General features: G+C 71.3%; 14 protein-coding genes, 1 pseudogene and 1 CRISPR repeat array. Of the genes and pseudogenes, 3 read left to right on the top strand and 12 right to left on the bottom strand.

Annotation, left to right across the window (positions count from 1 at the left end):
- Positions 1-79 precede the first annotated feature (79 nt).
- The gene (locus tag ABZ490_RS44535; RefSeq protein WP_359004068.1) at positions 80-799 is read right to left on the bottom strand and encodes an A24 family peptidase; all 720 of its coding nucleotides are present in this window, start codon (positions 797-799) and stop codon (positions 80-82) included.
- 458 nt (positions 800-1257) lie between these two features.
- Here ABZ490_RS44535 and ABZ490_RS44530 point away from each other — a divergent pair, with 458 nt between their 5' ends.
- Complete coding sequence (locus ABZ490_RS44530) at positions 1258-1881, top strand: hypothetical protein (RefSeq protein WP_359003997.1); 624 nt, start codon at positions 1258-1260, stop codon at positions 1879-1881.
- 821 nt (positions 1882-2702) lie between these two features.
- Positions 2703-7937: direct repeats of the CRISPR family, unit length 29 nt; unit sequence GGGAACATCCCCGCGGGCGCGGGGAGCAG.
- 1881 nt (positions 7938-9818) lie between these two features.
- Here the strand turns inward: ABZ490_RS44530 and ABZ490_RS44525 are convergent.
- The 5 genes from ABZ490_RS44525 to ABZ490_RS44505 all read right to left on the bottom strand — a co-directional run bounded on the left by ABZ490_RS44525 (position 9819) and on the right by ABZ490_RS44505 (position 13635).
- Positions 9819-10133: a hypothetical protein gene (locus tag ABZ490_RS44525; RefSeq protein WP_359003994.1), complete on the bottom strand. Its 315-nt coding sequence runs from the start codon at positions 10131-10133 to the stop codon at positions 9819-9821.
- A 477-nt stretch (positions 10134-10610) separates the two neighbouring features.
- Positions 10611-10943 (bottom strand): hypothetical protein, encoded by a 333-nt coding sequence (locus ABZ490_RS44520; protein WP_359003991.1) that lies wholly within the window; start codon positions 10941-10943, stop codon positions 10611-10613.
- A gap of 563 nt (positions 10944-11506) precedes the next feature.
- On the bottom strand, positions 11507-11902 hold the full coding sequence (locus tag ABZ490_RS44515) for a hypothetical protein (protein WP_359003988.1): 396 nt from the start codon (positions 11900-11902) through the stop codon (positions 11507-11509).
- A 277-nt stretch (positions 11903-12179) separates the two neighbouring features.
- Entirely contained in the window at positions 12180-12914 is a 735-nt protein-coding gene (locus ABZ490_RS44510; protein WP_359003985.1) for a GNAT family N-acetyltransferase, read from the bottom strand.
- 544 nt (positions 12915-13458) lie between these two features.
- On the bottom strand, positions 13459-13635 hold the full coding sequence (locus tag ABZ490_RS44505) for a hypothetical protein (protein WP_359003982.1): 177 nt from the start codon (positions 13633-13635) through the stop codon (positions 13459-13461).
- A gap of 1033 nt (positions 13636-14668) precedes the next feature.
- Here ABZ490_RS44505 and ABZ490_RS44500 point away from each other — a divergent pair.
- Complete coding sequence (locus tag ABZ490_RS44500; RefSeq protein ID WP_359003979.1) at positions 14669-15214, top strand: hypothetical protein; 546 nt, start codon at positions 14669-14671, stop codon at positions 15212-15214.
- A gap of 62 nt (positions 15215-15276) precedes the next feature.
- Here ABZ490_RS44500 and ABZ490_RS44495 read toward each other — a convergent pair whose 3' ends face one another.
- Both ABZ490_RS44495 and ABZ490_RS44490 read right to left on the bottom strand, forming a co-directional pair.
- Positions 15277-15834, bottom strand: coding sequence for a transposase (locus ABZ490_RS44495; protein WP_359004065.1), 558 nt, complete (start codon positions 15832-15834; stop codon positions 15277-15279).
- Positions 15834-16373 carry a winged helix-turn-helix domain-containing protein gene (locus tag ABZ490_RS44490; RefSeq protein ID WP_359003976.1) on the bottom strand — a complete coding sequence of 180 codons (540 nt, stop codon included), beginning with the start codon at positions 16371-16373 and terminating at the stop codon, positions 15834-15836. Before ABZ490_RS44490 ends, ABZ490_RS44495 begins: the two co-directional genes overlap by 1 nt.
- 1616 nt (positions 16374-17989) lie before the next feature.
- Here ABZ490_RS44490 and ABZ490_RS44485 point away from each other — a divergent pair.
- Positions 17990-18346 carry a hypothetical protein gene (locus tag ABZ490_RS44485; RefSeq protein ID WP_359003973.1) on the top strand — a complete coding sequence of 119 codons (357 nt, stop codon included), beginning with the start codon at positions 17990-17992 and terminating at the stop codon, positions 18344-18346.
- Positions 18347-18362: 16 nt separating this feature from the next.
- Here the strand turns inward: ABZ490_RS44485 and ABZ490_RS44480 are convergent.
- The 4 genes and pseudogenes from ABZ490_RS44480 to ABZ490_RS44465 all read right to left on the bottom strand — a co-directional run.
- Positions 18363-18521, bottom strand: a pseudogene (locus tag ABZ490_RS44480) (transposase); the annotation flags it as partial.
- 474 nt (positions 18522-18995) lie between these two features.
- A complete protein-coding gene (locus ABZ490_RS44475; RefSeq protein ID WP_359003970.1) occupies positions 18996-19778 on the bottom strand; it encodes a hypothetical protein in 783 nt (260 codons plus the stop codon).
- Positions 19775-20218 carry a hypothetical protein gene (locus tag ABZ490_RS44470; RefSeq protein ID WP_359003967.1) on the bottom strand — a complete coding sequence of 148 codons (444 nt, stop codon included), beginning with the start codon at positions 20216-20218 and terminating at the stop codon, positions 19775-19777. The genes ABZ490_RS44475 and ABZ490_RS44470 overlap by 4 nt, the downstream gene beginning before the upstream one ends.
- A gap of 2054 nt (positions 20219-22272) precedes the next feature.
- Positions 22273-22938, bottom strand: coding sequence for a type I-E CRISPR-associated protein Cas6/Cse3/CasE (locus ABZ490_RS44465; protein ID WP_359003963.1), 666 nt, complete (start codon positions 22936-22938; stop codon positions 22273-22275).
- Positions 22939-22967 lie beyond the last annotated feature (29 nt).

Genomic DNA, 22967 nt, shown 5'->3' with positions numbered 1-22967 from the left:
CCCCGTCGTCGGCAAGACGGCCGGGCCATCGCCAGACCCGAGACGACGTCACGCAGATGAGGAGAGGCGAGACGGGAACCTACAGGGCGCGCAGAAGCACGCCGACCAGCGTCCCGGCGAGAAGGAACGGCCCGAACGGGAACCTGCTCGTGCGGCCGGCCCGACCCGCGAGCATCAGGCCGATCCCGTACAGCGCGCCGAGCAGGTACCCGGCGAACGTCCCCACCAGGAGGACGGTCCACCCGTACCAGCCCAGGACGGCACCCAGGACCAGGGCGAGTTTCACATCGCCGAACCCGAAACCCCCGGCGATGAGGAAGAGCGCGAAGTGGCAGGTCCCCAGCACGAGGCAGCCGAGCAGCGCGGACGTCCACCGGCCGCCGTCACCGGACAGCAACGAAACGACACCGAGCAACACGAGTGCCGCGGCAGCAAGCGGCAGGGTGAGCACATCGGGCAGCCGGTGCGATGCGAAGTCCACGACGGCGAGCAGTACACCGGCCGGGGTGAGCAACAGCCAGACCGCCAGCTCGGGACGGACCCCGGTGGCGGCCGCCAGTCCAGCACAGGTCCCGGCCGAGACGGCTGCAAGGAGGAGAGCGCTGGGACCGTAGGAGTCACCGTGGGAACACCGGGCCGGCCCAAGCCAGCCTCCCGCGATCCCGGCAAGGGGATGTCCGGCAGGACACGCGGCCCGCCACGACTCTTCGGGCGGCACGCAGAACCGGTACGCCGCACGCGGTATGAGCAGGCCTGCACCCGCACCCCACCAGAAGGCCATCACGGTGATCCAGAACATCTCCACTGCACGGAGCCTAAGCTCCGCCCGGCGCGCGCGGGTCCGGCCGGCCCAGCCTGGGCAGAGTGCTCCCACCGTAACGGGCACCGGATCGTGCCCTGGAAGGCGGAGGCACCGGCGGACGCCCATGCTCTCGTGCACGGAAGGCCATGGCACGCCGGGGTGTTCGGCGTTGTCGGTATGCACGCTCAAGGGACGTGGCCGAGGGCGGCAGTCCGCCGGTGTGGGCGCGCACAGGTCCCCCCGGCCCACTGTCCGGCCGGAACGCGCACATCGGCTCTCAGCCACATGACAGAGAACAACACGGCCGCCTTCCGTACTATCGCTACACCAAACATGTGCGCCGGTAACGGCCGCTGCCACCGCGGCAGCAGGCGGGACAGCACGAACCTCCGACTTCGCCTACGCCATGGGCTCGCCACTCATCGGCCGCAGCACACAGGAAGGCTGTGAGCATCATGTCCGAAACCACCACCCCCACCACCGAGTTGACCTCCCAGTACAACGCCCAGGTCGCAGGCGATCTGGAACGCAACCTCAAGGAGCAGGAACGCCTCAGCGGTGAGATCGAAGCGCTGCAGGAGCAGCTGGCCGCCGTGCGGCACGATCACACCGTCCTGGTGAACCTCCAGCAGGCCCTCGGTGTCCCGGCGGCGCCCGATGCGCCTGCCGCCGAGCCCGTCACAGAGGTACCCGCTCCCCGCAAGAAGGCCGCAGCATCCGGTGCGGCCAGGCAGAGCGAGGTCAAGAAGCCCGCCCCGGCGAAGAAGCGCACCAGCAACAAGACCGCCGCCCCGGCTGCGGAGCTGGACCCACAGCCTGCCCCGCCCAAGCTGGTGGACCTCGTACGGGAGCACCTGGCCGGCCAGGCAGAGCCCCGCTCTGCTGCCGAGATCACCACCGCGCTGGGACAGCTGCATCCCGAGCGGACGGTGAAGACCACCGTGGTCCGCACGACGCTGGAAGGCCTCGTGGCCAAGAACCAGGCCCAGCGCACCAAGCAGGGCACTGCCGTCTTCTACACCACCCCCGACGCGACCGTGCCCCCAGCCGGCGACCAGAGGCCGCAGCCGTCCGCCTGATACGCCGAGCGCTCCGGGCCAGCTGCACCATGCGCTGCTGCTGCTGAGCGGTCACGGGGGGCGGACCGATCCCGGAAAGCTGCGGTCGCATCTGCCCGGGGGCGCCCGTCAGGCCGCGCGGACGGCCGGGCGGGGGCCGAGGGTCGCACGGCCTGGCGGCGGACGGCTGACGCGGACAGGACGAGGTAGCGGACCTTGCTCGCGTCCAGGCCCATCACACCGGCGGCAGCCGTGCTTGCCGCAACCGAGCAGGCAGTACAGAACCAGCGCGTCACACTGCTGCACCGGGCAGACCTGCAACACCCGCGGCGCAGGGGCCACGGTCAGGACGCGGGTGCGCCGCAGGGTCCAGGCCCTGCTGGACGGGCTGGGGTCGCCTGACCTCCATCCCCGAGGGTCCACCAGAGGCGGGCAGAGCACACCGCAGGACCGTTCTTGCGGTGAACGGTGGCGCCCAACCGGAGCAGCTACCGGTAGTTCGTTAAATCCGGAGGTAGAGGTCAATGCCGTGTCCGGTGATGACCTCTACCTCCGGATTTAACGAACTACCGGTAGCCACACAACCCCGCACCCCCAAGCGGGAACCACAACACGGGGGCCCAAAGCCCAGGCGCCCGGCGGTACCAGCAGGCTGCCGGGGGTGCGGGCAGGGTGCCGAGGGTGCCAGCAGGGTGCCGGAGGTGCGGGCAGGGGACAGGCCCGCACACGGCAGGACACCAGCAACAGTGAACGGCTTCACTCCCGGCTACACACGGGCCGCGGGCGACCGGGCCGGACACCGGAAACAGCCCCCTGGATCCAGCCGCTGCCACCACTGGCTGGCAACACCCCCACAAACGCAGGAAGCAGTTCCCCGCAAGCGCGGGGAGCAGGCCGCCGCGTCGGTGCTGTCGATCACCGACCTGGGAACATCCCCGCAGACGCGGGAAGCAGGGGGTGAGAACGCCGCCGCGGACCCGATCGTGGGGAACATCCCCGCAGACACGGGGAGCAGGCCCTGCCCGCGATGCTCAGCGCCAAGCAGGCGGGAACATCCCCGCAGACACGGGGAGCAGGTGCGAGCAGGCGAGCTGACACCGGCCGGTGAGGGAACATCCCCGCGGGTGCGGGGAGCAGTTGACCGCGAGCCGCGCGAGCGGCTGCGGGTAGGGAACATCCCCGCAGGCGCAGGGAGCAGTGGCCCTCGCCCTTGCCCAGGACCATGACCTCGGGAACATCCCCGCAGGTGCGGGGAGCAGGCAGAGCCCTGGTACCTCGAAACGACGACGATGGGAACATCCCCGCGGGCGCGGGGAGCAGTACGGCCCGTGCGGCGACCGGCCCTGCGCCCGGGGAACATCCCCGCAGACCCGGGGAGCAGGCAAACCCAGTGGCCGCGTCCCAGTCGCCACCGGGAACATCCCCGCAAGCGCAGGGAGCAGGCGATGTACCGCTGCCGGCAGATCGACGGCACGGGAGCATCCCCGCGGGCGCGGGGAGCAGGCCCCGCGCCGCGACCCGAAGGTGCCGGAGCTGGGAACATCCCCGCGGGCGCGGGGAGCAGTCCTTCCAGCGCAGCGGCCGCGAGTACAGATCGGGAACATCCCCGCGGGTGCGGGGAGCAGTCGTGGCCGCCCATCGGGCCCATGATCGGGTTGGGAACATCCCCGCGGGCGCGGGGAGCAGGTGGCCAGGGCCCCGCAGAACCAAGCCGCATGGGGAACATCCCCGCGGGTGCGGGGAGCAGCCCATGTTGAGGATCTCCCGCAGCAAGGACTTGGGAACATCCCTGCAGGTGCGGGGAGCAGCGCCCCAGGCACGCCGCGTCCCACTCGTACACGGGAACATCCCCGCGGGTGCGGGGAGCAGATCAACGCGGTCGACCGCGGGACGACCGGCTCGGGAACATCTCCGCGGGCACGGGGAGCAGTAGTTCTTCGTCCGGTCGTACGGCACGTCGTTGGGAACATTCCCGCCGACGCGGGAAGCAGGCGGACTCGTGGTCGTGCGCCTCCGCGTACGGGAGAACATCCCCGCGGGCGCGGGGAGCAGGGGGTCCTGCTCGGGCCCCCGCGGCCCGTGCTGGGAACATCCCCGCGGGTGCGGGGAGCAGTAGAACTTTCCGGCGTCAGCCGGCTCGTGCTCAGGAACATCCCCGCAGGCTCAGGGAGCAGCCTCGTTGGCTATCGCCTCCGGGACGGGAAGCTGGGAACATCCCCGCAGGCGCGGGGAGCAGGGGCCGACCTGGTCGGGAAGGTCGTTGAGCTCAGGAACATCCCCGCGGGTGCGGGGAGCAGAGTGGATGCCCCGCTCCCCCACCGTGGAGGGCAGGAACATCCCCCCGGCGCGGGAAGCAGTAGGTCGGGGGGACGATGGCGTTGTAGCGGTCGGGAACATCCCCGCGGGCGCGGGGAGCAGGTGGCCAGGGCCCCGCAGAACCAAGCCGCATGGGGAACATCCCCGCGGGCGCGGGGAGCAGGACCGCATACAGATGACCGGCATGCCCTCGTGGGGAACATCCCCGCAGGCGCGGGGAACAGGAGGCCGGGATCGCGCACGTCCATCCCCACCAGGGAACATCCCCGCAGGCGCGGGGAGCAGGCGTTCACGAGCCTCGCGAGCGCGTTGACGATGGGAACATCCCCACAGGCGCCGGGAGCAGGCGAAGTTGCCGGTCGAGCCGCGGTCCGCGGCGGGAACATCCCCGCAGGCGCGGGGAGCAGACCACAACCCAGTTCGCGCCCAGGTCGGTGTTGGGAACATCCCCTCAGACGCGGGAGCAGTCGGCAGCCGTTCTCGCCCCACTTTGCCGAGGGGAACATCCCCGCAGGCGCGGGGAGCAGGTCCACGGCAACCGCGGTGATGATCGCAGTCCGGGAACAACCTCGCAGGCGCGGGGAGCAGGCAGAGCCCTAATACCTCGAAACGACGACGATGGGAACATCCCCGCGAGCGCGGGGAGCAGCAGCTGTCGGGGGCGTCCGGTACGAACGAGTGGGGAACATCCCCGCGGGTGCGGGGAGCAGTCGGGCGCTGGCTGAGATCTCGTCCAGCAGTCGGGAACATCCCCGCGGGCGCGGGGAGCAGCGGGGATGATGTCGGCCTGCACCAGCTTCACCGGGAACATCCCCCGCGAATGCGGGGAGCAGAGCCACTTCGTGAGGCCGCCGTTCGGCAGCTCGGGAACATCCCCGCGGGCGCGGGGAGCAGACGAGCCCGAGCCAGGCCCTGGGCGACGCGATGGGAACATCCCCGCGGGCGCGGGGAGCAGACGCGCAATGCGCATACACGCAGACCCGAACAGGGAACATCCCCGCGGGCGCGGGGAGCAGTAGTTCTTCGTCCGGTCGTACGGCACGTCGTTGGGAACATTCCCGCCGACGCGGGAAGCAGGCGGACTCGCGGTCGTGCGCCTCCGCGTACGGGGGAACATCCCCGCGGGCGCGGGGAGCAGGGCGCAGCGCTGGGGAAGCGTGTCCCAGATCTGGGAACATCCCCGCGGGAGCAGGGAGCAGAGCTGAGCGTTCTCGTCCACGGCTATGGACAGGGGAACATCCCCGCGGGCGCGGGGAGCAGGCCTGCCGGAACCCGTAGTTGGGCGTCGTGCCGGGAATATCCCCGCAAGCGCGGGGAGCAGTCGGCGCCCGTCGGGCGGGACCAGATGTGAAGGGGAACATCCCCGCGGGCGCGGAGAGCAGTCTGGGTGACGCCACTAAAACAGTCGAACTGAGGGAACATCCCCGCAGGCGCGGGGAGCAGGCGTTCACGAGCCTCGCGCGCGCGTTGACGATGGGAACATCCCCGCAGGCGCGGGGAGCAGCCGCCCTGGTCGCCGGACAACCCGCTGCTCTGGGGAACATCCCCGCGGGCGCGGGGAGCAGCGCGTCGGTACCGTCCTGCTCGGGGTCCAGGAGGGAACATCCCCGCGGGCGCGGGGAGCAGGACAGCCTCCTTCGAGATCGCGGCGTAGAGACGGGAACATCCCCGCGGGCGCGGGGAGCAGTGGCCGCTGCCCTTGCCCAGCACGTACACGTTGGGAACATCCCCGCGGGTGCGGGGAGCAGAGGTCACGCGCTGCGGTGGCGCCCCCGGGCCACGGGAACATCCCCGCAGGCGCGGGGAGCAGTTGTTGCCTTCGAACAGGATGCCGGGGTCCCCGGGAACATCCCTGCGGGTGCGGGGAGCAGGCCCACGACCAGACCGACGCGCGCGCCATGGCGGGAACATCCCCGCGGGTGCGGGGAGCAGGAGGAGGTGACCCCCGCGTGAGGATCACCCACGGGAACATCCCCGCAGGCGCGGGGAGCAGATGATGTGGCCATCGGGGCCTCTTCTTTCTCTGGGAACACCCCCGCGGGCGCGGGAGCCGAACAGCGCCAACCCGACCGTCACCGTGAAGGTGGGAACATCCCCGCGGGTACGGGGAGCAGAGCCCCAGCGCGTCACATGCCACGCTGAGCCTGAGAACATCCCCGCGGGCGCGGGGAGCAGATGAGCGTGGCGGCTCTCGCCACGTCCGGCGGGGGAACATCCCCGGGGTGCGGGGAGCAGGTCCACGGCAACCGCGGTGATGATCGCGGTCCGGGAACATCCTCGCAGGCGCGGGAAGCAGACTGCCGTGCCCGGACGCCCGGCCCGACGGCCGGGAACATCCCCGCGGGCGCGGGGAGCAGGCCCTTCGATGCGAGTGGCCACGCATCCGCACGGGAACATCCCCGCGGGCGCGGGGAGCAGGCGGGCGCGGCAGCGCTGCTGATCTATGCCGGGGGAACATCCCCGCGGACGCGGGAAGCAGCCCCCGGCAGGTACAAGGGCACCGGTTGGACCGGGAACATCCCTGCGGGTGCGGGGAGCAGATGCGCTCACGCAGGCCGATCAGCCTGGCGGCGGGAACATCCCCGCAGGCGCGGGGAGCAGGTCCAGCCGCTCGGCGGACACCCGGCGGGGCAGGGAACATCCCCGCGGGCGCGGGGAGCAGACCACCACGGGCACCGGCGCCACCGGCGGCTCGGGAACATCCCCGCAGGCGCGGGGAGCAGGCGAGGGTCTTGTCGGCCGCGGCCCGGGCCGCGGGAACATCCCCGCGGGCGCGGGGAGCAGCTCGGCACCGTGTCGCAGGTGGGCACCGCCCTGGGAACATCCCCGCGGGTGCGGGAGCAGACGGCCACCGCGAACACGAAGCCCGACGGGGTGGGAACATCCCCGCAGGCGCGGAGAGCAGGCGTTGCCCTTCTCGGACCCGATCGTGACGTCGGGAACATCCCCGCGGGCGCGGGGAGCAGTTCCAGTGCGTCATCGCCTGGTCGCCGTACCTGGGAACATCCCCGCGGGTACGGGGAGCAGTCGGCCGGCACCTACGACGTGGACCTGGAGTGGGGAACATCCCCGCGGGTGCGGGGAGCAGTGGCCTTCCTTGCCCTTCTCGCGGATCTCGTGGGGAACATCCCCGCTGGCGCAGGAAGCAGAGCCTGCGGAGGATCCGGTCGTCGAAGCCGGGGAGGGAGCATCCCCGCACACCCAGGGAGCAGGAGTCGTTCATTTCCAGGCTGATGAAGATGTGGGGAACATCCCCGCAGGCGCGGGGAACAGGTCCACGGCAACCGCGGTGATGATCGCGGTCCGGGAACATCCCCGCGGGCGCGGGGAGCAGGGGACCCAGATCTGGGGGGCGGTGATGCGGGCGGGAACATCCCCGCGGGCGCGGGGAGCAGTACGGGTCCTGGGAGTCCGCGGCCGCCGTGTGGGGAACATCCCCGCAGGCGCGGGGAGCAGTCGTACTGCGTCGTCGTCGAGGAGACGACGGGGGGAACATCCCCGCGGGCGCGGGGAGCAGAACCCTTGAACTATGCCTCATTGTGAGGCATAGGGAACATCCCCGCGGGCGCGGGGAGCAGAGGGTGTCCCCCGCGTCCGATGTGATCGACGCGGGAACATCCCCGCGGGCGCGGGGAGCAGATCCTGCGCGGTGATGGTTGCAGGTTCCGTGTGGGAACATCCCCGCGGGCGCGGGGAGCAGATCGTGCCGATGTCGGAGTTGTAGAACCGCTCGGGAACATCCCCGCGGGCGCGGGGAGCAGGCTATTTGACCTGGCACTTTAGCGCGGAGAGGGCGGATTCCTGAGCACTTTCATAAAATCTGGCAATACACCGGTAAGCATCTCAAAGCACCTCATGATCTTCCGATCGGGGGCGGGGGCGGGTGATTGTTGCGGCTGCGCTTGACCGCGGCGTTCGACCGGCCGGGGCCGGGCGCGGGCGCAGGGCGGTCAACGGCCGGGGGCGGTTGCCACGAGACGGGGATGCGGGGCGGGACCGCCCCGGGGTGGAGTGTCCGGGCGTCGGGGCCGGTGTTCGGGTGCAGGGGCCGGCGCGCGGCCCGGCCGCTCGGCGGGTGCGCGAGGGCCCCCGGCACGCGCGCAGGGGCGCAGGCCGGGGGCCGGGAAGGCAGGGGGTCAGGTGCGGGTGGCATCGCGTGGGCGGGTTGGCCGGTCGGGCACGATCCGTCCGGCGCGGCGGGGGTCGACGTCGCGGTCTTTGAGCCCGTTGACGTGGGCCTTGACGGGGACGCTCACGGGTTCGCATTGGCCGCCGGCTTCGATGACGGCGCGGTGCTTGTGCGGGTTCGGGCACCGGTTCTGGTATGTCTGCGAGACCTCCCAGCGCAGGGTGTCGTCCTTCCACCTGGGTCCTGCACCGCCGTCGGTAGCCGGTCTGTCGCGGTCCTGGGGGGCGGGGGTGGTGAGAGGTTCGCGGATGATGTGGATCGGCCGCCTGCGTGGGCTCTGGGTGGGCTTGTTCTTCCGGTTGCGGCCGGTGTTCCTGGTGTTGCCGATGGTGTGCGGGGAGACGGTCAGTGTGTCTTCGCCCCCGTTGCGTTCGTGGGGGCGGCGCAGTTCCCAGAAGGCCAGGGCGAGCGCCAGGGCGGTGTCTTTGCCGGGTGCGCCCCACAGTTCGGGGTTGCTGTAGCCGGTGAGGATGCCCTCGTAGAGGACGGTGACGCTGTTGGGGCACAGCGGGTGGCGGGGCAGGCGCGAGGAGTGGGGGCAGGCGGGTGGGGAGCAGCCCTGTGGTGGTGAGGGTCTCCACGGCCAGGGCCAGGTCGTCGCCGGTGCCTTCCATGTGCCAGGCGATGCCGTGGACGGGGTACAGGCCGTCGAGCTGGACGGGGGTGGGGAAACAGGCGAGTCCGTCGCGGGCGGGCGCGGCGTCCTCCAGGTTGCCGATGATCTCCCAGTCGTGGCGTGCGAAGGGATGCCCGGCGATCTGTTCAGCCATGCTGTGGGGGGCGACCCACACCTCGCAGGTGCGGTAGGCGTAGGCGAAGTTGGAGCACATCGTGTGGTAGAGGTCCACGAAGGCGGGCTCGTCCACGAGGTCGGTGCCGGTCGCGGTGATGTGCATGGCCTGCATCAGGTCCATGCCCCGTGGCAGGCCGTCGACGGGTCTGCCCCAGAACTCGGCGAGTTGTGCGCGGCAGCGTTCGGCACGCCGGGCGTGGTGGAGAACGGGGCGGGACGCAGCGGGTATCGGGGCGGGGGGTGTGGCGGGGTGCGGCATCGGGAAGGGTGCTCCGTCGGTGAAGTCGGGGTTCGGGTGGCGGCGGGGTCGGTGTCCCGGTCGCCGATGGCCTGAACCGTGGAACAGAAACGGTCAAGGCGCGCAAGGCACGGCCTCGGAGGGCGCAGGAACGGCTGCAACTGCCCGGGAACGGGCAGGTCGGACCGCGGGGCCGGGGCCGTACCGGTGGATGCGCTCGGCGCGGACGGTGCGCGTAGCGGGCGGCGCGCGGGCGGTATGTCTGGTGCCGGGGCGCAGGAAGAAGAGGGCCGTGAGGGTTCCCGCAGCCCGGCAGTTCCGGGCCGCGCGGCCGCAAGGGGACGGGGCGGCCGCTGTGCGTGCCCGGCAGTGCCGGGCAGGCACACGAACCCCTGGGCAGGTCCGGGGGCGTGCGGGTCCGTTCACCGACCGGACTGAGCCTCAGGAACGCCCGGACCGGGTATGCCGTACGGCCCGCGCGGGCTCGCGGTCCCCCGGCCCGGACGGACGCGCGGCGGGTACGACGCCGCGCACCCCGGGCGCGGCCGGGGCCGGGCCCGGCGGCGGGCCCGAGGCTGGACCCGGCGGGCGGGTCCGGGGCGGGGCTCGGTACCGGTGGGGAGGGCGCCGGCGGAGATGGCGAGGGCGGCGAGGGTGAGGGCGAGGAGCACGGCCAGCACAGCGGCGGCCTTGATCCGGGCGGCACCACGCCGGGCGGGCCGGCGGGTCCGGGACATCAACGCGGGACTCCGTGACGGGCACACCAGCCCCCCCCCGGCCGAACAGACCGGACCAGACCGGACCGGGGCCCGGCCGGGCAGGCGCGGCAGGACGGGCTCACGGCAGGGCCGGGCGGGCACGGGGTGGTGAAGGCTTCGGGGGTGGCCGGGCCGCGCGGTACGGGAAGGGGGAAGTCCCGTGTCCGGCGCGGCCCGGCCCGGCCGGGCGCACACAGCACACCAACCCCCCGGGGCAGGAGGGGGCGTGCGGGGCGTCCACCGGCGGGACTGAGCATGCGGCCCCGGAGGGTTAACGGCGCAACCCCCCGAGCACGCGGTGCGGGAAGGCGCGACGGGCCGGGGCGGGTCGCGTCGGCCCGGACAGGGCGCAGCGGGGTACGCCCCCGCGGTGTCCGGGGTGTGAGGGCCGTGTCGGGCGGTCATGGAGACGGCCCGCCCCCGCGAATCGGAGGCGGGCCGGGGTGAGGCGGACCGTCAGACGCTGCCGGGCTGCAGTGCGGGGGTGCCCGCGGTCGGTACGTCGACCGGTTCGGCGGGGTCCGGCTGCCAGCCGGGCATCAGCATCCGGCCGCGTGTGATCAATTCCTGCGGGACGCGCGAGCAGGGGCCGTCGTAGGACGGTGTGACCTCGGGCTTCCCGCAGCCGGCGCCGAGGCAGGCCCGGCAGTGTCCCGTGCGGACACGGGCCCTGACCCGGACGAGCCAGCCGTTGTCGTAGACATTGACCGGGGCATACGAGTGGTCGGGCCACAGGGTGGTCATGGTCCTGCCGCTGTGGGTGCTGACACACCATCGGGTCACAGTCATCCAGGTGGCCTCCTGCTCCTTGACGGGGTCGGACGGTGCACAGAAATGTCGTGCACACACACCATGCAGCGCCGGCCGGCAAGCCCCACAAGCGGTGACCGGCGGCGGGTATGCCGCCCGGCCCACACCAGGGGTCCCCGGGGGCGGGCCGGGCGGCGCGGCCGCAGGAGGCCGGGGGGCCGGGGACGGGGGCCGGGGACGGGGGGGCCGCTCCTCGTACCCGGCGCTACCGGGCACACACGGCACACCAACCCCCAGCCGGGGTGCGGGGGTTCGTGCGGGGCGTTCACCGGCCGGACCCACCCTCCGGCACCGGACGGCAAGCGGCACGACCCCAGACCGCGAGGCAGAGGTGAGGGTCAGGGACCGGACGGGGCGGGTTGAGTCCGGCCCGGGCAGGGCGCGGTGTGGCGGGGCGCGGTGTGGGGCCTCGCCCGGCACGGCGGTGCGGGGTGGAGTCAGGGAGCGGGCGTGCACGCGGCCCGGCCCCGTCCCCCGTGCAGGGGCGGGGCCGGAGGGCGGGTGCTCGGCGCCGGTGGGTGTGGCGGGCGGACGCGGGGCGGTCAGGGGAGCGGGATGGTCAGGAGGTGGCGCAGCCGTTCCAGGCCGGTGGCGTTGCGGAGGCGGCGCTGCTGCTCGGCCTGGCGGGCCCGGGCGCGGCGGTGGCTGGTGTAGGGGAGCTGGAAGGCGCGGACCAGGGTGCTGTTGCGGGCCTGGATGCGGGTGGCCTGCTCGGTGGTGATGTACGCCTCGGTGACCTCGTCGAAGATCAGCCGTGCGGCGGCCTGGGGGCAGCCGTTCAGGGCGGGTTCGGCGTCCGGGCCCTCCTCCTCGAACGCGGTGACCGCGGCGGTCACGAAGGCGAGATGTGCCGGGTTCTTGCACTGGCCTGCCGTGGCCCGCAGCCCGTCCAGGACATGCGGGAACTCCAGGACGTAGCCGCTGGGTGTCACCTTCACGAAAGTCCTCCGCGAATAAAGGGGGGTAGGGGGCGTGCGTCTGCCGTGGCGGACGCTCCCGGACGGGGACCGAACAGTCCTCGGCGTTCCCGAGCTGGTGGGCGGGCACTGCCGCACGGGAGCCGGGCGTTCCCGGGCCGGGGCGGCCCGAAGAGACGGGAAAGGGGGGACACCGCTCGCTCCTGGCCGCTGACCCGACCATCGCCCAGGGCAGGGCAACACACGCAACCGGACACGACGAGCGGGGCGGGAACGCAACTGCCCCTGCCTCCTGTGGTCAGAGGAGGCAGGGGTAGTGCACGGTGGGGGAGCAGGCGATGAGCTCTCCGTTGTGGAAGCGGACGGTGGGCGGGATCTCCCAGCCGGGCAGGAGACCGGTCACCACCGGCCCCGGAGCGCCAGGCACCGTGCGGATGTGCACGTCGGCGTGGAGAGCCTTGACGGCAGTCATGAAGGGCGGCGGCTGGGTCAGCCCCATCGCGGCATGAGGCATGACGATCGTGACGTGGTTCGCGGAGGTGTATCCCAGACGCCGGTAGAACGGGGCGAGCTCGGGCTGGTGGATGAGGGTGGCCAGCCGGTAGCCGGTGTGTCGGGCCCGGCCCTCCGCCCCGGCGAGCAGGGCGCGGGCGACGCCCTGCCGACGGCACCTCGGCGTGACGGCCAGGCCGTAGACGAGGAGAGCGGTACGGCCGAGCAGGTCGGACAGTTCGGGGTCCTGCCGCGTCAGGGGGTGTTCATGGGCCCAGTCCGGGAACGACGCGAAGACCGCACCCACCGGCTTGGGGTTAGAGCTGCGACGGGAGCGGGCACTCAGGCACAGGGCAGGGCCGTGCGTGAAAAGCGCCCGCAGCGGAGGCAGGGCAAGGATCTGCCCGGCTTCCCGGGGCACACCCGCACCGGACGTGGTCAGATCGAGCAGAGCCAAATAGTCGGCATGGTCCGCCCGCCGGAGCGGCACCACGTCTATCCGGGCGGCACGGGACTTCTGCAGAGCGGCAGTACGGATCACAGAACTGGCTTCCTTCACGAGAACGGGGCAGGAGTGGACCGCCTGAAGGACGCCCTCGTTTCGGCGGGGCGCGGCAGGCATCGTGACCATGACGGCGGCCCCGGCAACCACCGCAACCACCGCAGACGGACAGCACAGCGAGCACCCCGACAGCCGGGCCCCACACCGATCTGGGGGAAAGGGCAAGGCAGCGGCCGGACCGGCCGGAGCATGGGGGCCCGGACGGCACACCGCAGACGCGGACTCCGCCAGCGCGGGGACCGTGCGCCGACCGCCAACGACAGCCGACGACAGGTGACCCCCGGGCGGGCGGCACGAGGCGGGCAGCGAGGTGGGGGGCTGGCCTGTACCGGGACGTCACCGCAAGGCCCATCCCCTGGCCGGCACGGCCCCACGACCACCACAACCCCCACACCCGCGTGCACAGGACAGACAGCAGGACGCAAACGGCACACGTACGGACGGGTCGGTTGTCGCGGGCGGTGACGGTACGGGGGCGGGTCACGGCGGCCGTCACGAGGATCGAACCGTCGTCATCCGCCTCCTACCAGGCGATGTTGCCGGACACGGGACGTCCGGCGCTGTCGTCGGGGCCGAACAGGCGGGCGCCGTATGCCATGCCATGGAGGTATCCGGCGAGGGACTCGACCGGCACAGGATCGTCGAACAGCTCTCCCCGGGCGGCCTCCCCGCAGGGCAGGGCAGGAGGCCGCTCCCCCACCGGCCCAGCGCAGGAACATCCCCACACGCGCAAGAAGCAGAACACCCAGACCCCCAAGCCGGTACAGGGCCGGGCAACACCCCCACACGCGCAGTGAACAGCACAGCAACGGGGGTGGAGTGTCCCCGGTGGCAGGAACACCCCCACGGGCACGGAAAGCAGGCCTTCAGGTTCCTGCTGCACATCCCGGTCCACGAAACATCCCCACGGGGCACGGAGAGCAGCAGTCGTCCCCCGAGTCGGACGTCCCCCCAGCCGGGAACACCCCTGCAGGCGCAGGGAGCAGACAGGGAGCGACAGCCCCACCAGCGTGGATGAGGGAACATCCCCACGGGGCACGGGGAGCAGAAAGCCGGGCGACGACAGTGGTCGTGGTCACATCCCCGCAGGCGCGGGGAGCAGCGGGCTCCCTCATGCCGCCCGCCTCGTATCCGGGGAACATCCCCGCAGACGCGGGGAGCAGGACAGTTCCTCGCCCTACCGGTTCGGCGGCCCGGGAACATCCCCGCAGACGCGGGGAGCAGTCTGTTTGGCCTGGTGCTTTAGCGCGGAGAGGGCGGATTCCTGAGCACTTTCACACAATCCGGCAATGCGTCGGTAATCATCTTAATGCGCCTCATGATCTTCCGAAGCGTCGACGGGGGTCGGGGGGTGGGGGTTGCCTTGGCCGGTGGCGGGTGTGCTCGGGTGGACGGGGCATGTGGTGGCGGGTGGGTGACGGTCACCGGCACGACGGACGGGGCGGGAACATTCCCGCGGGTGCGGGGCGCAGTCCGGCACCGTGCCGGCCACGTTCAGCTTCACGGGAGCATCCCCGCGGGCACAGGGAGCAGCACACGCCGTCGCCCTCGCTGCTACCCGTGTTGGGAACATCCCCGCGTGCGCGGAGAGCAGCCGGTGACCGAGGCGGACTTGGTGCCGTGACGGCGGCCAGTAGAAACTCCCCACGTACAGCCGGCTCGATTCCCCGGTCGGCTGTCACAGTCAGTAGCCTCGGTGCTGGCTCGCGGATCTGGCATGAGGGGGTTTTGACGTGGCTCGTACCTGGCTGTCGATTCGGGTGGAGTTGGTCTCCGGTCACGGTGCGGACCTGTGGCCGCGGCCCGGCCGGGTGTTCGCCGCTGCTCGGTCGCACTCATTCGCGCAGCTTGCCTCGGCCATCGATCTCGCCTTCGCGCGCTGGGACTTGGCTCATCTGCACCTGTTCACGTTGTCCAACGCCACTCACGTCAGCCCGCTGGACTGGTGGGACGGCGAGGCCCCGGACGGCACCGTGGACGGCCATGTGACCAAGCTGAGCAGGCTGCAGACCGGCGAACGGTTCGCCTATGTCTTCGACATGGGAGATGACTGGGCGCACCTGTGCACGGTGGCGGAGAGGCGTATCGATCCCCGCGAGCAACTCGGCGAGGCGCCCGACCGCCCGGTTCCCTACTGGGGCTGGGGCAACCTCCCGGACCAGTACGCGCGCCGTTGGGAAGGGGACGATGGGGAGTCGCCGATGCCGAAGCGGCCGGCTCGCGGCCTCAGCGACCTGCCTCCGATCCTGCCGTGGTGGGGCGAGCGCCGCCAGGGGTGACCTCACGCTGCGTACGCGAAGTGGCCGTGGTGGGGAGACGAAGTGGCCGTGAGTGGGGAAAACTACTGATCTTTTCGGATTGGCTTCGGGTGGTCTGCGGTGAGGGTCAGTCCGGTCTCGGCGAGGCAGCCGTCGACAAGCTCGGGATGGCGCTGGATGTGGGCGAGCCCTCGGCGGAGGGTGCGGGTGAGGTGGTCAGGGTCGGTGAATGCGGTGTTGGCCATCGGCCCGCGCCGTAACCACGACCAGATGCCTTCCACGGGATTCAGGTCAGGACTGTAGGAAGGCAGTTGGACGATGGTGAGCCAGTCGTGGTCGGCTGCGTACTTCCTCATGCCGGCGGCACGGTGGGTGTTCAAATTGTCCCAGACGACAACAACGGGGGCGCCGAGTTGCAGGTGCGCGCGGACCAGGAGGTCGCGGTAGTCCTGCCAGGCGAAGCTCTTGCGTGCTCCTCTGAGGAGCAGGTGGAAGCGCGGCCGGTAGATCAGCCGGGACCTTTCGCCGGGCCGGTAGCAGCACATCGCGGCGACGGAGATCCGCCGCCGGGACCGTCCCCGCACTCGCACCACGGGAGTCTGCCCGCGCCGGCCCCACGTGCGGGCTCGTGGCGGCGTCATCATCGCGAACCCGGCCTCGTCCTCGAAGACGATCCAGGCCCCGAGCGCCGCCGCGGTCCTTCCACCTGCGGCCACACGTCCTTCTTCCAGAGCTCGACCGCGTGCTCGTCACGTTCCAGAGCGCGACGGGCCGGACTCTGCCAGGACCAGCCGTGACGGTGCAGGAGCCGCCACACTCCCGCGATCGAGCAGCTGATCTGGAACTGGCGGCCGATCAGCATGGCGACGCGTTCCAGCGTCCACCGCTGATCTTCCCAGCCATGCGCGGCCGGCCCCTTGGCCAGCTCCTTCTCCAGCAGGGCGAACCGTTCGTCCGACAGCTTCGGCAGCTTCGCGGGCCCCTTCGACTTCAGAGCCTTCATGCCGCCCTCACGCCAGCTGCGGCGCCAGTGCTCCACCGAACGCTCACTCACCCGCAGGTCCTTGGCGATATCCGAGGTCCTGTCACTCCGTGCGAACCTCCGCCCGGCCTCCAGCCGGATCCCTTCACGCGCGGCCCGCCGCTCAGCAGTCAGGCCCCCACCATCCGCATACCACATAACACCGGCATACCGCAGGGATCACCCAACGTCACCACCCGAACGCAACCCGAAAAGATCAGTAACTGGCCACTGACAGTGCCGGCCTTGGGAACATCCCCGCGGGCGCGGGGAGCAGGACCGCTGACCCTGCCCTCAAGGGCCAGGCCGGGGAACATCCCCCCGGGCGCGGCGAGCAGTTGTTCGGCCCGCTCCCCCGGCAGCCCTTGTCGGGAACATCCCCCTGGCGCAGGGAGCAGGAGTTCTATGGGCAGCCGAACGCGGAAACATCCCCGCGGGCGCGGAGAGCAGGTCACCTCCGCGAGGACGGAGTCCTTCGGGCCGGGAACATCCCCGCGGGCGCGGGAAGCAGAGGCGGTTGGTGCGCAGCCACCAGATGAGCCGGGGAACATCCCCGTAGGTGCGGGGAGCAAGACATGGAGAACTGCATGCCGTTGCTGCCGTCGGGAACATCCCCGCAGACGCGGAGAGCAGGGGTGGGAGCCGCCGAGGAAGTCGGAGAAGCCTGGAACATCCCCGCGGACGCGGGGAGCGGTGAGTGCCCTTGTACTCCTGGGGATTCCAGTAGGGAACATCCCCGCAGGCGCGGGGAGCAGCGCTCGAAGAGTCCTGCGCTTCATTCGTGCTGGGGAACATCCCCGCGGGCGCGGGTAGCAGATGGATTCCCACGATAACGTGCCACATGCTCAGGGGACTTCCCCGCGGGCGCGGGGAGCAGTCCCGCCACTTCTCGAAGATGTGGCCGAACTCGGGAACATCCCCGCGGGCGCGGGGAGCAGGCACCGCTGAGGTAGCGGTCCACGCCCGTGCCGGGAATATCCCCGCGGGCGCAGGGAGCGGTAGCCGTACTCGTCGGAGCGCACCACGCACAGGGGAACATCCCCGCGGGTGCGGGGAGCAGACAGGGAGCGACAGCCCCACCAGCGTGGATGAGGGAACATCCCCGCGGGCGCGGGGAGCAGCCCATCTCCGTGACCTGCACATACTTCGTGACGGGAACATCCCCGCAGGCGCGGAGAGCAGAGCAGCAGGCCGCCGAAGGTGGCCATGCGCTGGGGAACATTCCTGCGGGTGCGGGGAGCAGTAGGTCGGGGGGACTCTGGCGTTGCAGCGGTCGGGAACATCCCCGCAGGCACGGGAAGCAGAACGTGTTGGAGCCGCTTCAGGACCGCGCCCTGGGAACATCCCCGCAGGCGCAGGGAGCAGCCGTCCTTGGCCGTCCCCCTGGGAACACCCCGCAGACGCAAGGAGCGGTAAGGAGAGGCAGCCGAAGGCGTGCGCCTCGAGGGAACATCCCATCCCCGCGGGCGCGGGGAGCAGAATGTGCGGGGCGTTCACCGGCTGACCCCGCCATCGGGCACCGGCCGGCTAGCCACGCAACTGGAGCGGAACGTATGCCACGGCCGGGCCCGCCCTGCCCCAAAGGAGTGCGGCCGCCCCGACGGCACGGTGGTGGTCACCCACTCCCCCAGACCCCGGTCCAGCGACCGACAGAAGAGACAAGACCGGGACACGCTCAGCTTGTGCTTTAACCTACAGCGCACTGATGGTCCCGGTCGTGCAGTCCTGCATCCCGCCTGCCCATGGGACACTGGCAAGTGATCGAGGAGGATGCCGTGGAGGATCTGCCGCTGCACGAGCTGGGGCTGCTGCGCGGGGCGGTGGAGGGGCGGGACACCCGTTACTTCGGCTCGCTGCTGGCGCTGGACCGGCATGCCTATCCGCTGCTTCGAGCAGGATTGATCGCCCCGATCCCGGCAGGAACACATCGAGACGACGAATGTCAGTTCTATGAGGCCACGGCAGCGGGTCGCGCGTTCTATGCTGCTCATCTCTCCGGGCTGGACAAGCGGGCCAAGGGGCGGGCCAATGCCTGGGGCGACCATCCGCAACTTGCCGCTGCGGCACGGACACTGGGCAGGCTGATGGCCGCGAGCGATGGCGCAGCCGAACCTGACGAGGTCCCCAAATGATCAACCAGGTGCTTCTTCAGCGCCGGGGCTGGTTCCGGTCGATGATCGTCTCGGGCCGTTGGACGGTTCTGCCGACCTCGTAGTGGGTCGCGGGCCGCCACTTCTTCGAGCCAAGTGGTCTTCCAGGTCCGGGTGTTGAGGGTGTCGGTGCACGGGCTGGACGGCGCAGGTGCGGGGGCCGGGTCAGAGGCGGTCGAGGTGGGCGGCGTGGGTGGCGACGCTGTCGTCGGGGCCGAACAGGCGGGCGCCGTATGCCATGCCGTGGAGGTATCCGGCGAGGGACACGACCGGCGCGGGGTCGTCGAACAGCTCTCCCCAGGTGGCTTCCCCGCAGGCCTCGTCAGTGGCGTCGCCCGGGTGAGCCTCGCCACCACTGCATGGGCTGGCGGGGAAGGCCAGGCGTAGAGGGAGGACCGCCGGGTCGGGGGTGGAGTCGGTGGCGTTGAGCAGGCGTGACGCTGTGGGGGCCGGTCACGGCGGCCGTCAAGGCGGAACTCCCCTCAGGGAACGGACTGGCTGACGGCAGTGACCAGGTCGCGGTAGGCGGCCGGCCCGGCAAGACGCGGCAGGTGGGCGGCGGGGCGGAAACCGGGCGCGGCCCCACGCCTCGGGCACGGGGGGTGTCCGGGGCGCGGGGCCGGGGTGGTGTTTACGGGGCGGGGCTGTCGAAGGTGAAGGTGGTCCCGCCGCTGACACGCAGGGGCTTGTCGGCGGGGCCCTTGATACGCAGCGGCATGATCTCCTCCTTGTGCTCGTGGTACTCGAGGCCGGCGTCGTCGAGTTTGTGATGGAGGTAGGGGTTGAGGCAGGTGTTGCGGCGGTAGGGCGGGACGGGCCAGCGGCACGACCAGGCCACGGTCCGGCGACCGTCGGAGGCGGCGGCGTCACGGTCGGCGGCTTTGCGTCCGGGGCGGGCAGGGGCAGCGAGGTCGACCACACAGACCGCGTTGTCGCCGATCCTTGTGGAGGTGTTGGTCTGCCTGGCCTTGCGGGCCGCCTTCTTGCGGGCTGCGGGCGGTGGTGCGTGGCGGACGGTTTCGGTGAACTGGGCCTTTCCGCTCTGCTGCATGATCTGCCAGGTGGTGTAGACGGTGGCGGCCCAGTGCTGGACGGTCCCGGGCCTGGGTCGGTCGAAGGTCTCCCCCAGCGGCAGGACGAGTTCGTTGTTCCAGGCGAGAGGCCCGTACAGGCCCGGGTTGCCCCTGGTGAACGCTTCGTCCGCCGACGCGGCTTCGGTGGCGGTGATGACCGTGCCGTCGGGGTGGATACCGACCGGCTGGTGGGGTTTGATCCCGAGGGTGCCGCCGGCACGGGGGCGTAGAACGGCATCCAGATGCCCTTCAGGCCGAGGCAGGCGATGAAGGTGCCGTGGCCGCTCCGTCTGAGCCAGGTCAGAGGGATGTTGCTCATGCGGTCCTGCGTTCCGTCTCACAGGGACCAGGAGATGGCCACGATCGAGGTGTGGATCTCAACCGTGCCGCCGTCACTCGTGCGGTAGGTCTCGGTGTCGGAGCCGATCGGGTCGGCGAAGAGCATCAGGCCGCACGGGCTAGGCAGGCGTGTGAGGCTGACCGGTTCCCTGGGGGGCGAGCCCGCGGTGGTCGCAACGGCGAGGCCGGTGGCGTTCGGGCCGATGCTGTAGGTGCGGGCCTCGCGCAGGCAGTCCGCCTCGGTCAGCATCAGGACCCGGGCGGAGAATCCGGGACCGGTCAGGGCGGTGGGCGTACTGGCGACCGGCATCATCGTCCAGTGTCCCTCTGCCAGGGCCGATTCCAGCATCAGCGCGGTGAGGTTGGTACGGGTGAACGCCTCCTGGCGGCGCTGCCAGTCGAGCACACTCAGCGGCGACGGCGCACGCCATCCCGCAGGCACGGTCAGTCGGGGGTATCGCAGGCATAACGGCTCCCTGGGAAGCAGCGGGGGTGCGGATGCCGGACCACCCCCCGGACAGAAGCGGGTGGGGACGGCCGGACGGCCGAGGCTCGACCACACGCACCCGTAAGCGGTGGTATGCGGGAGCGGCCCGGCACACAACGACACTCACCCCTCCCAGGCCAAACCCCGCAACCCCCGCTCCCGGTCCGGGAGGTAGAGCCAGGAAGAATCCGGCCCCGGCCCGCCGCAAAGACGCAACCACGCTCAGGGACCGGCAAACGGACCCGGGCGGCCCGAAGCAGACCGAACCGGGCCGGCATCCGACCCGCGGTGTCCGCTGGTGCCTGACCGGCCGTGCGACCCCGCCACCGCGATCATGGGTGTCCAGGGGTGGTGAGGGCCCGACCGAAACAGGCCCGCCACGGAATTCGCAGTGCAGCAGCCGGGGACGGTGCGCCCGATGGGATCAGCAGCAGGCGGCACAGATACCGGCAGGCAGGGATGACCAGCCCCGGAACCAGACGACAGCGGACCGCCACCCCGCCGCCCGGCCGCCCGGCCGGAGAAGCCAGGACGGCTGCTGCCCGTTCCCGGCAGTACCGGCACAGCACAGTGAACTCCACCAACCCGCCCACCAGGACCAGCAAGACACACATACGGCCGGCCCTGCCCGCAGGCCCAGACCATGACCCGAACACACACCGAGCAGACGGTCACGCCGGCCGCCCCGCCGTAGAGGGAGAGAACACCCCCAGGCACGAGAAACAGAAGGCCGGCCGCCTGGCGACGGCAGCGGTCGCGGTCACATCCCCACAGGCGCAGAGAGCAGGGACGGCGGCCGGCTCTTCGGTGGTGACCGTGGGGAACATCCCCGCGGGCGCAACGAGCAGGCCTCCGGTCTGGGCCCTGTGGCCGAAAACCTCGGGAACATCCCCCCGGGCGCAGGGAGCAGAGCGGATGCCCCGCTCCCCCAACGTGGAGGGCGGGAACATCCCCCCGGCGCGGGAAGCAGTAGGTCGGGGGGACGATGGCGTTGTAGCGGTCGGGAACATCCCTGCGGCGCGGGGAGCAGGCGGCCCGTGGCGCTTGGGCCGATTCGGCCCTGGGAGCATCCCCCGCGGACGCGGGGAGCAGCCGCTCTACTCTGTTGCCTGTTGTTGCCGGTCGGGAACATCCCGCGGGCGCGAGGAGCAGACCGGACAGCGGCTGTTCGAGAGCTTCGCGCGGGGAACATCCCCGCGGGTGCGGGGAGCAGGGGGCGGACAGAGTCGAGATGTACTCGCGCAGGGGAACATCCCCGCAGACGCCGGGAACAGTCGACGCTCGGTTCTCCGCGGTCGCCGCACGAGGGAACATCACCGCGTGTGCGGGGAGCAGGAGGTCACCGGCGTTCACTGGGTGGACCCGGCGGGAACATCCCCGCGGACGCGTGGACCGGCGGTTCGCGACGGCGGCCCCGTCCCTGCTCCCCGCACCCGCGGGGCTGGTCCCCGAAGCGGCGGCCAGCCGAGGAGCCAGAACGCCTACCCCCTCGCGGGCGCGCGGACCAGAGCCACTTATCGTTGGCGAGGAGCGGCTCTGCACGAACATCCCCGCAGACGCGGGGAACAGAGCTCGGTCTCCCACTCCGCCCCCTTGCGCTTGGGAACATCCCCGCGGGCACGGGGAACATCACCCCAGGCGCAGGGAGCAGGCGGGCCGCACTTGTCAGGACGTCCTCTCCGAGGGACCATCCCCGCGGGCGCGGGAAACAGCGGGTCAGTGGGTAGTCCGTGAAAATGCACTCGGGATCATCCCCGCGGGCGCGGGGAGCGGGCCAGCATCCGGGCGTCACCGGTCAGGAGGTTGGGACCATCCCCGCGGGTGCAGGGTGCAGGGAGCAGCAAGGATTCGAACCCCAATCTCGGATCCTTAGGGACCATCCCGGGGGGGGAGATAGCAGAGCTCGATGCGGCACAAGGGACCTTCGGCTAGGGGGACGATCTCGTGCTCGGGAGCAGACCGTGGCCTGCGAAGGAATCACTGCGCTTCGCTCCCTCCCGCACAGGCACCTATCGAGTCAGCAGCAGTCCGCAGCCGTATGCCCGTGCATGCCCGATGCCCTGGGTCATGGCGTCGACCAAGGCGGCAGGATCGGTGACCGTGAGCGTGCCCCGGATTTCCGCGCGGACTATGCGCAGACCTTTGTGGGGGCCGGGGCTTGTGACGGTCGGCAGCATCCGGACGGCCAGGGACTCCTCTTCTGCGGTAGCGCCGATGCGGGTGAGGCCGTCGGGGGCTTGGCGTGGTTCGCCGGGGGGCTGGAGGCGGCGTACGAACCAGTTCTTCACGTGGTCGGGGCGCGTGTGAGCGGTTCGTCGGCCGCGAGGGCGGTCCGGGGCTGGTGGCCCGGACAGACGGTTGTATGTGGGGTTGACGATTGTGCGGAAGGTCAGGGAGTCTCCGATGCGGAGGGTGCGGTCGACAGTGATTACGTGCGGTTTGTCGGTGAGTGCGCTGCGGGGCATGCCTGCCCAGTCCCCCGGGACTCGGGACTGCACGACCAGGACAAGGGCGCCGGCCTTCAGGTCGACGGACCAGGTGGACAGCACCCCCATCTGAGCGCGGGCATCGGGGTCGCCGTCCGCGACCCAGCCGCGGAAGCCACTCATGACGGTGCGGTGCATGTCCTGGGCGTCGACGAGGGACTTGGCGGTGTACGGGTGCCGGGCGTCCATGGTCAGAACGCTGTGTGTGGCAACGAAAC

The organism is Streptomyces sp. NPDC005811, from assembly GCF_040630405.1.
Classification (GTDB): Bacteria; Actinomycetota; Actinomycetes; order Streptomycetales; family Streptomycetaceae; genus Streptomyces.
Note: the sequence above shows the minus strand (reverse complement) of the source record. Positions and strands in the feature narration are given on the sequence as shown.

Bases quoted from the DNA above. Each gene is read 5' to 3' on its own strand.
- ABZ490_RS44535 (WP_359004068.1), bottom strand. From the start codon at position 799: ATGTTCTGGATCACCGTGATGGCCTTCTGGTGGGGTGCGGGTGCAGGC.
- ABZ490_RS44530 (WP_359003997.1), top strand. From the start codon at position 1,258: ATGTCCGAAACCACCACCCCCACCACCGAGTTGACCTCCCAGTACAAC.
- ABZ490_RS44525 (WP_359003994.1), bottom strand. From the start codon at position 10,133: ATGTCCCGGACCCGCCGGCCCGCCCGGCGTGGTGCCGCCCGGATCAAG.
- ABZ490_RS44520 (WP_359003991.1), bottom strand. From the start codon at position 10,943: ATGACTGTGACCCGATGGTGTGTCAGCACCCACAGCGGCAGGACCATG.
- ABZ490_RS44495 (WP_359004065.1), bottom strand. From the start codon at position 15,834: ATGACGCCGCCACGAGCCCGCACGTGGGGCCGGCGCGGGCAGACTCCC.
- ABZ490_RS44490 (WP_359003976.1), bottom strand. From the start codon at position 16,373: ATGTGGTATGCGGATGGTGGGGGCCTGACTGCTGAGCGGCGGGCCGCG.
- ABZ490_RS44465 (WP_359003963.1), bottom strand. From the start codon at position 22,938: ATGGACGCCCGGCACCCGTACACCGCCAAGTCCCTCGTCGACGCCCAG.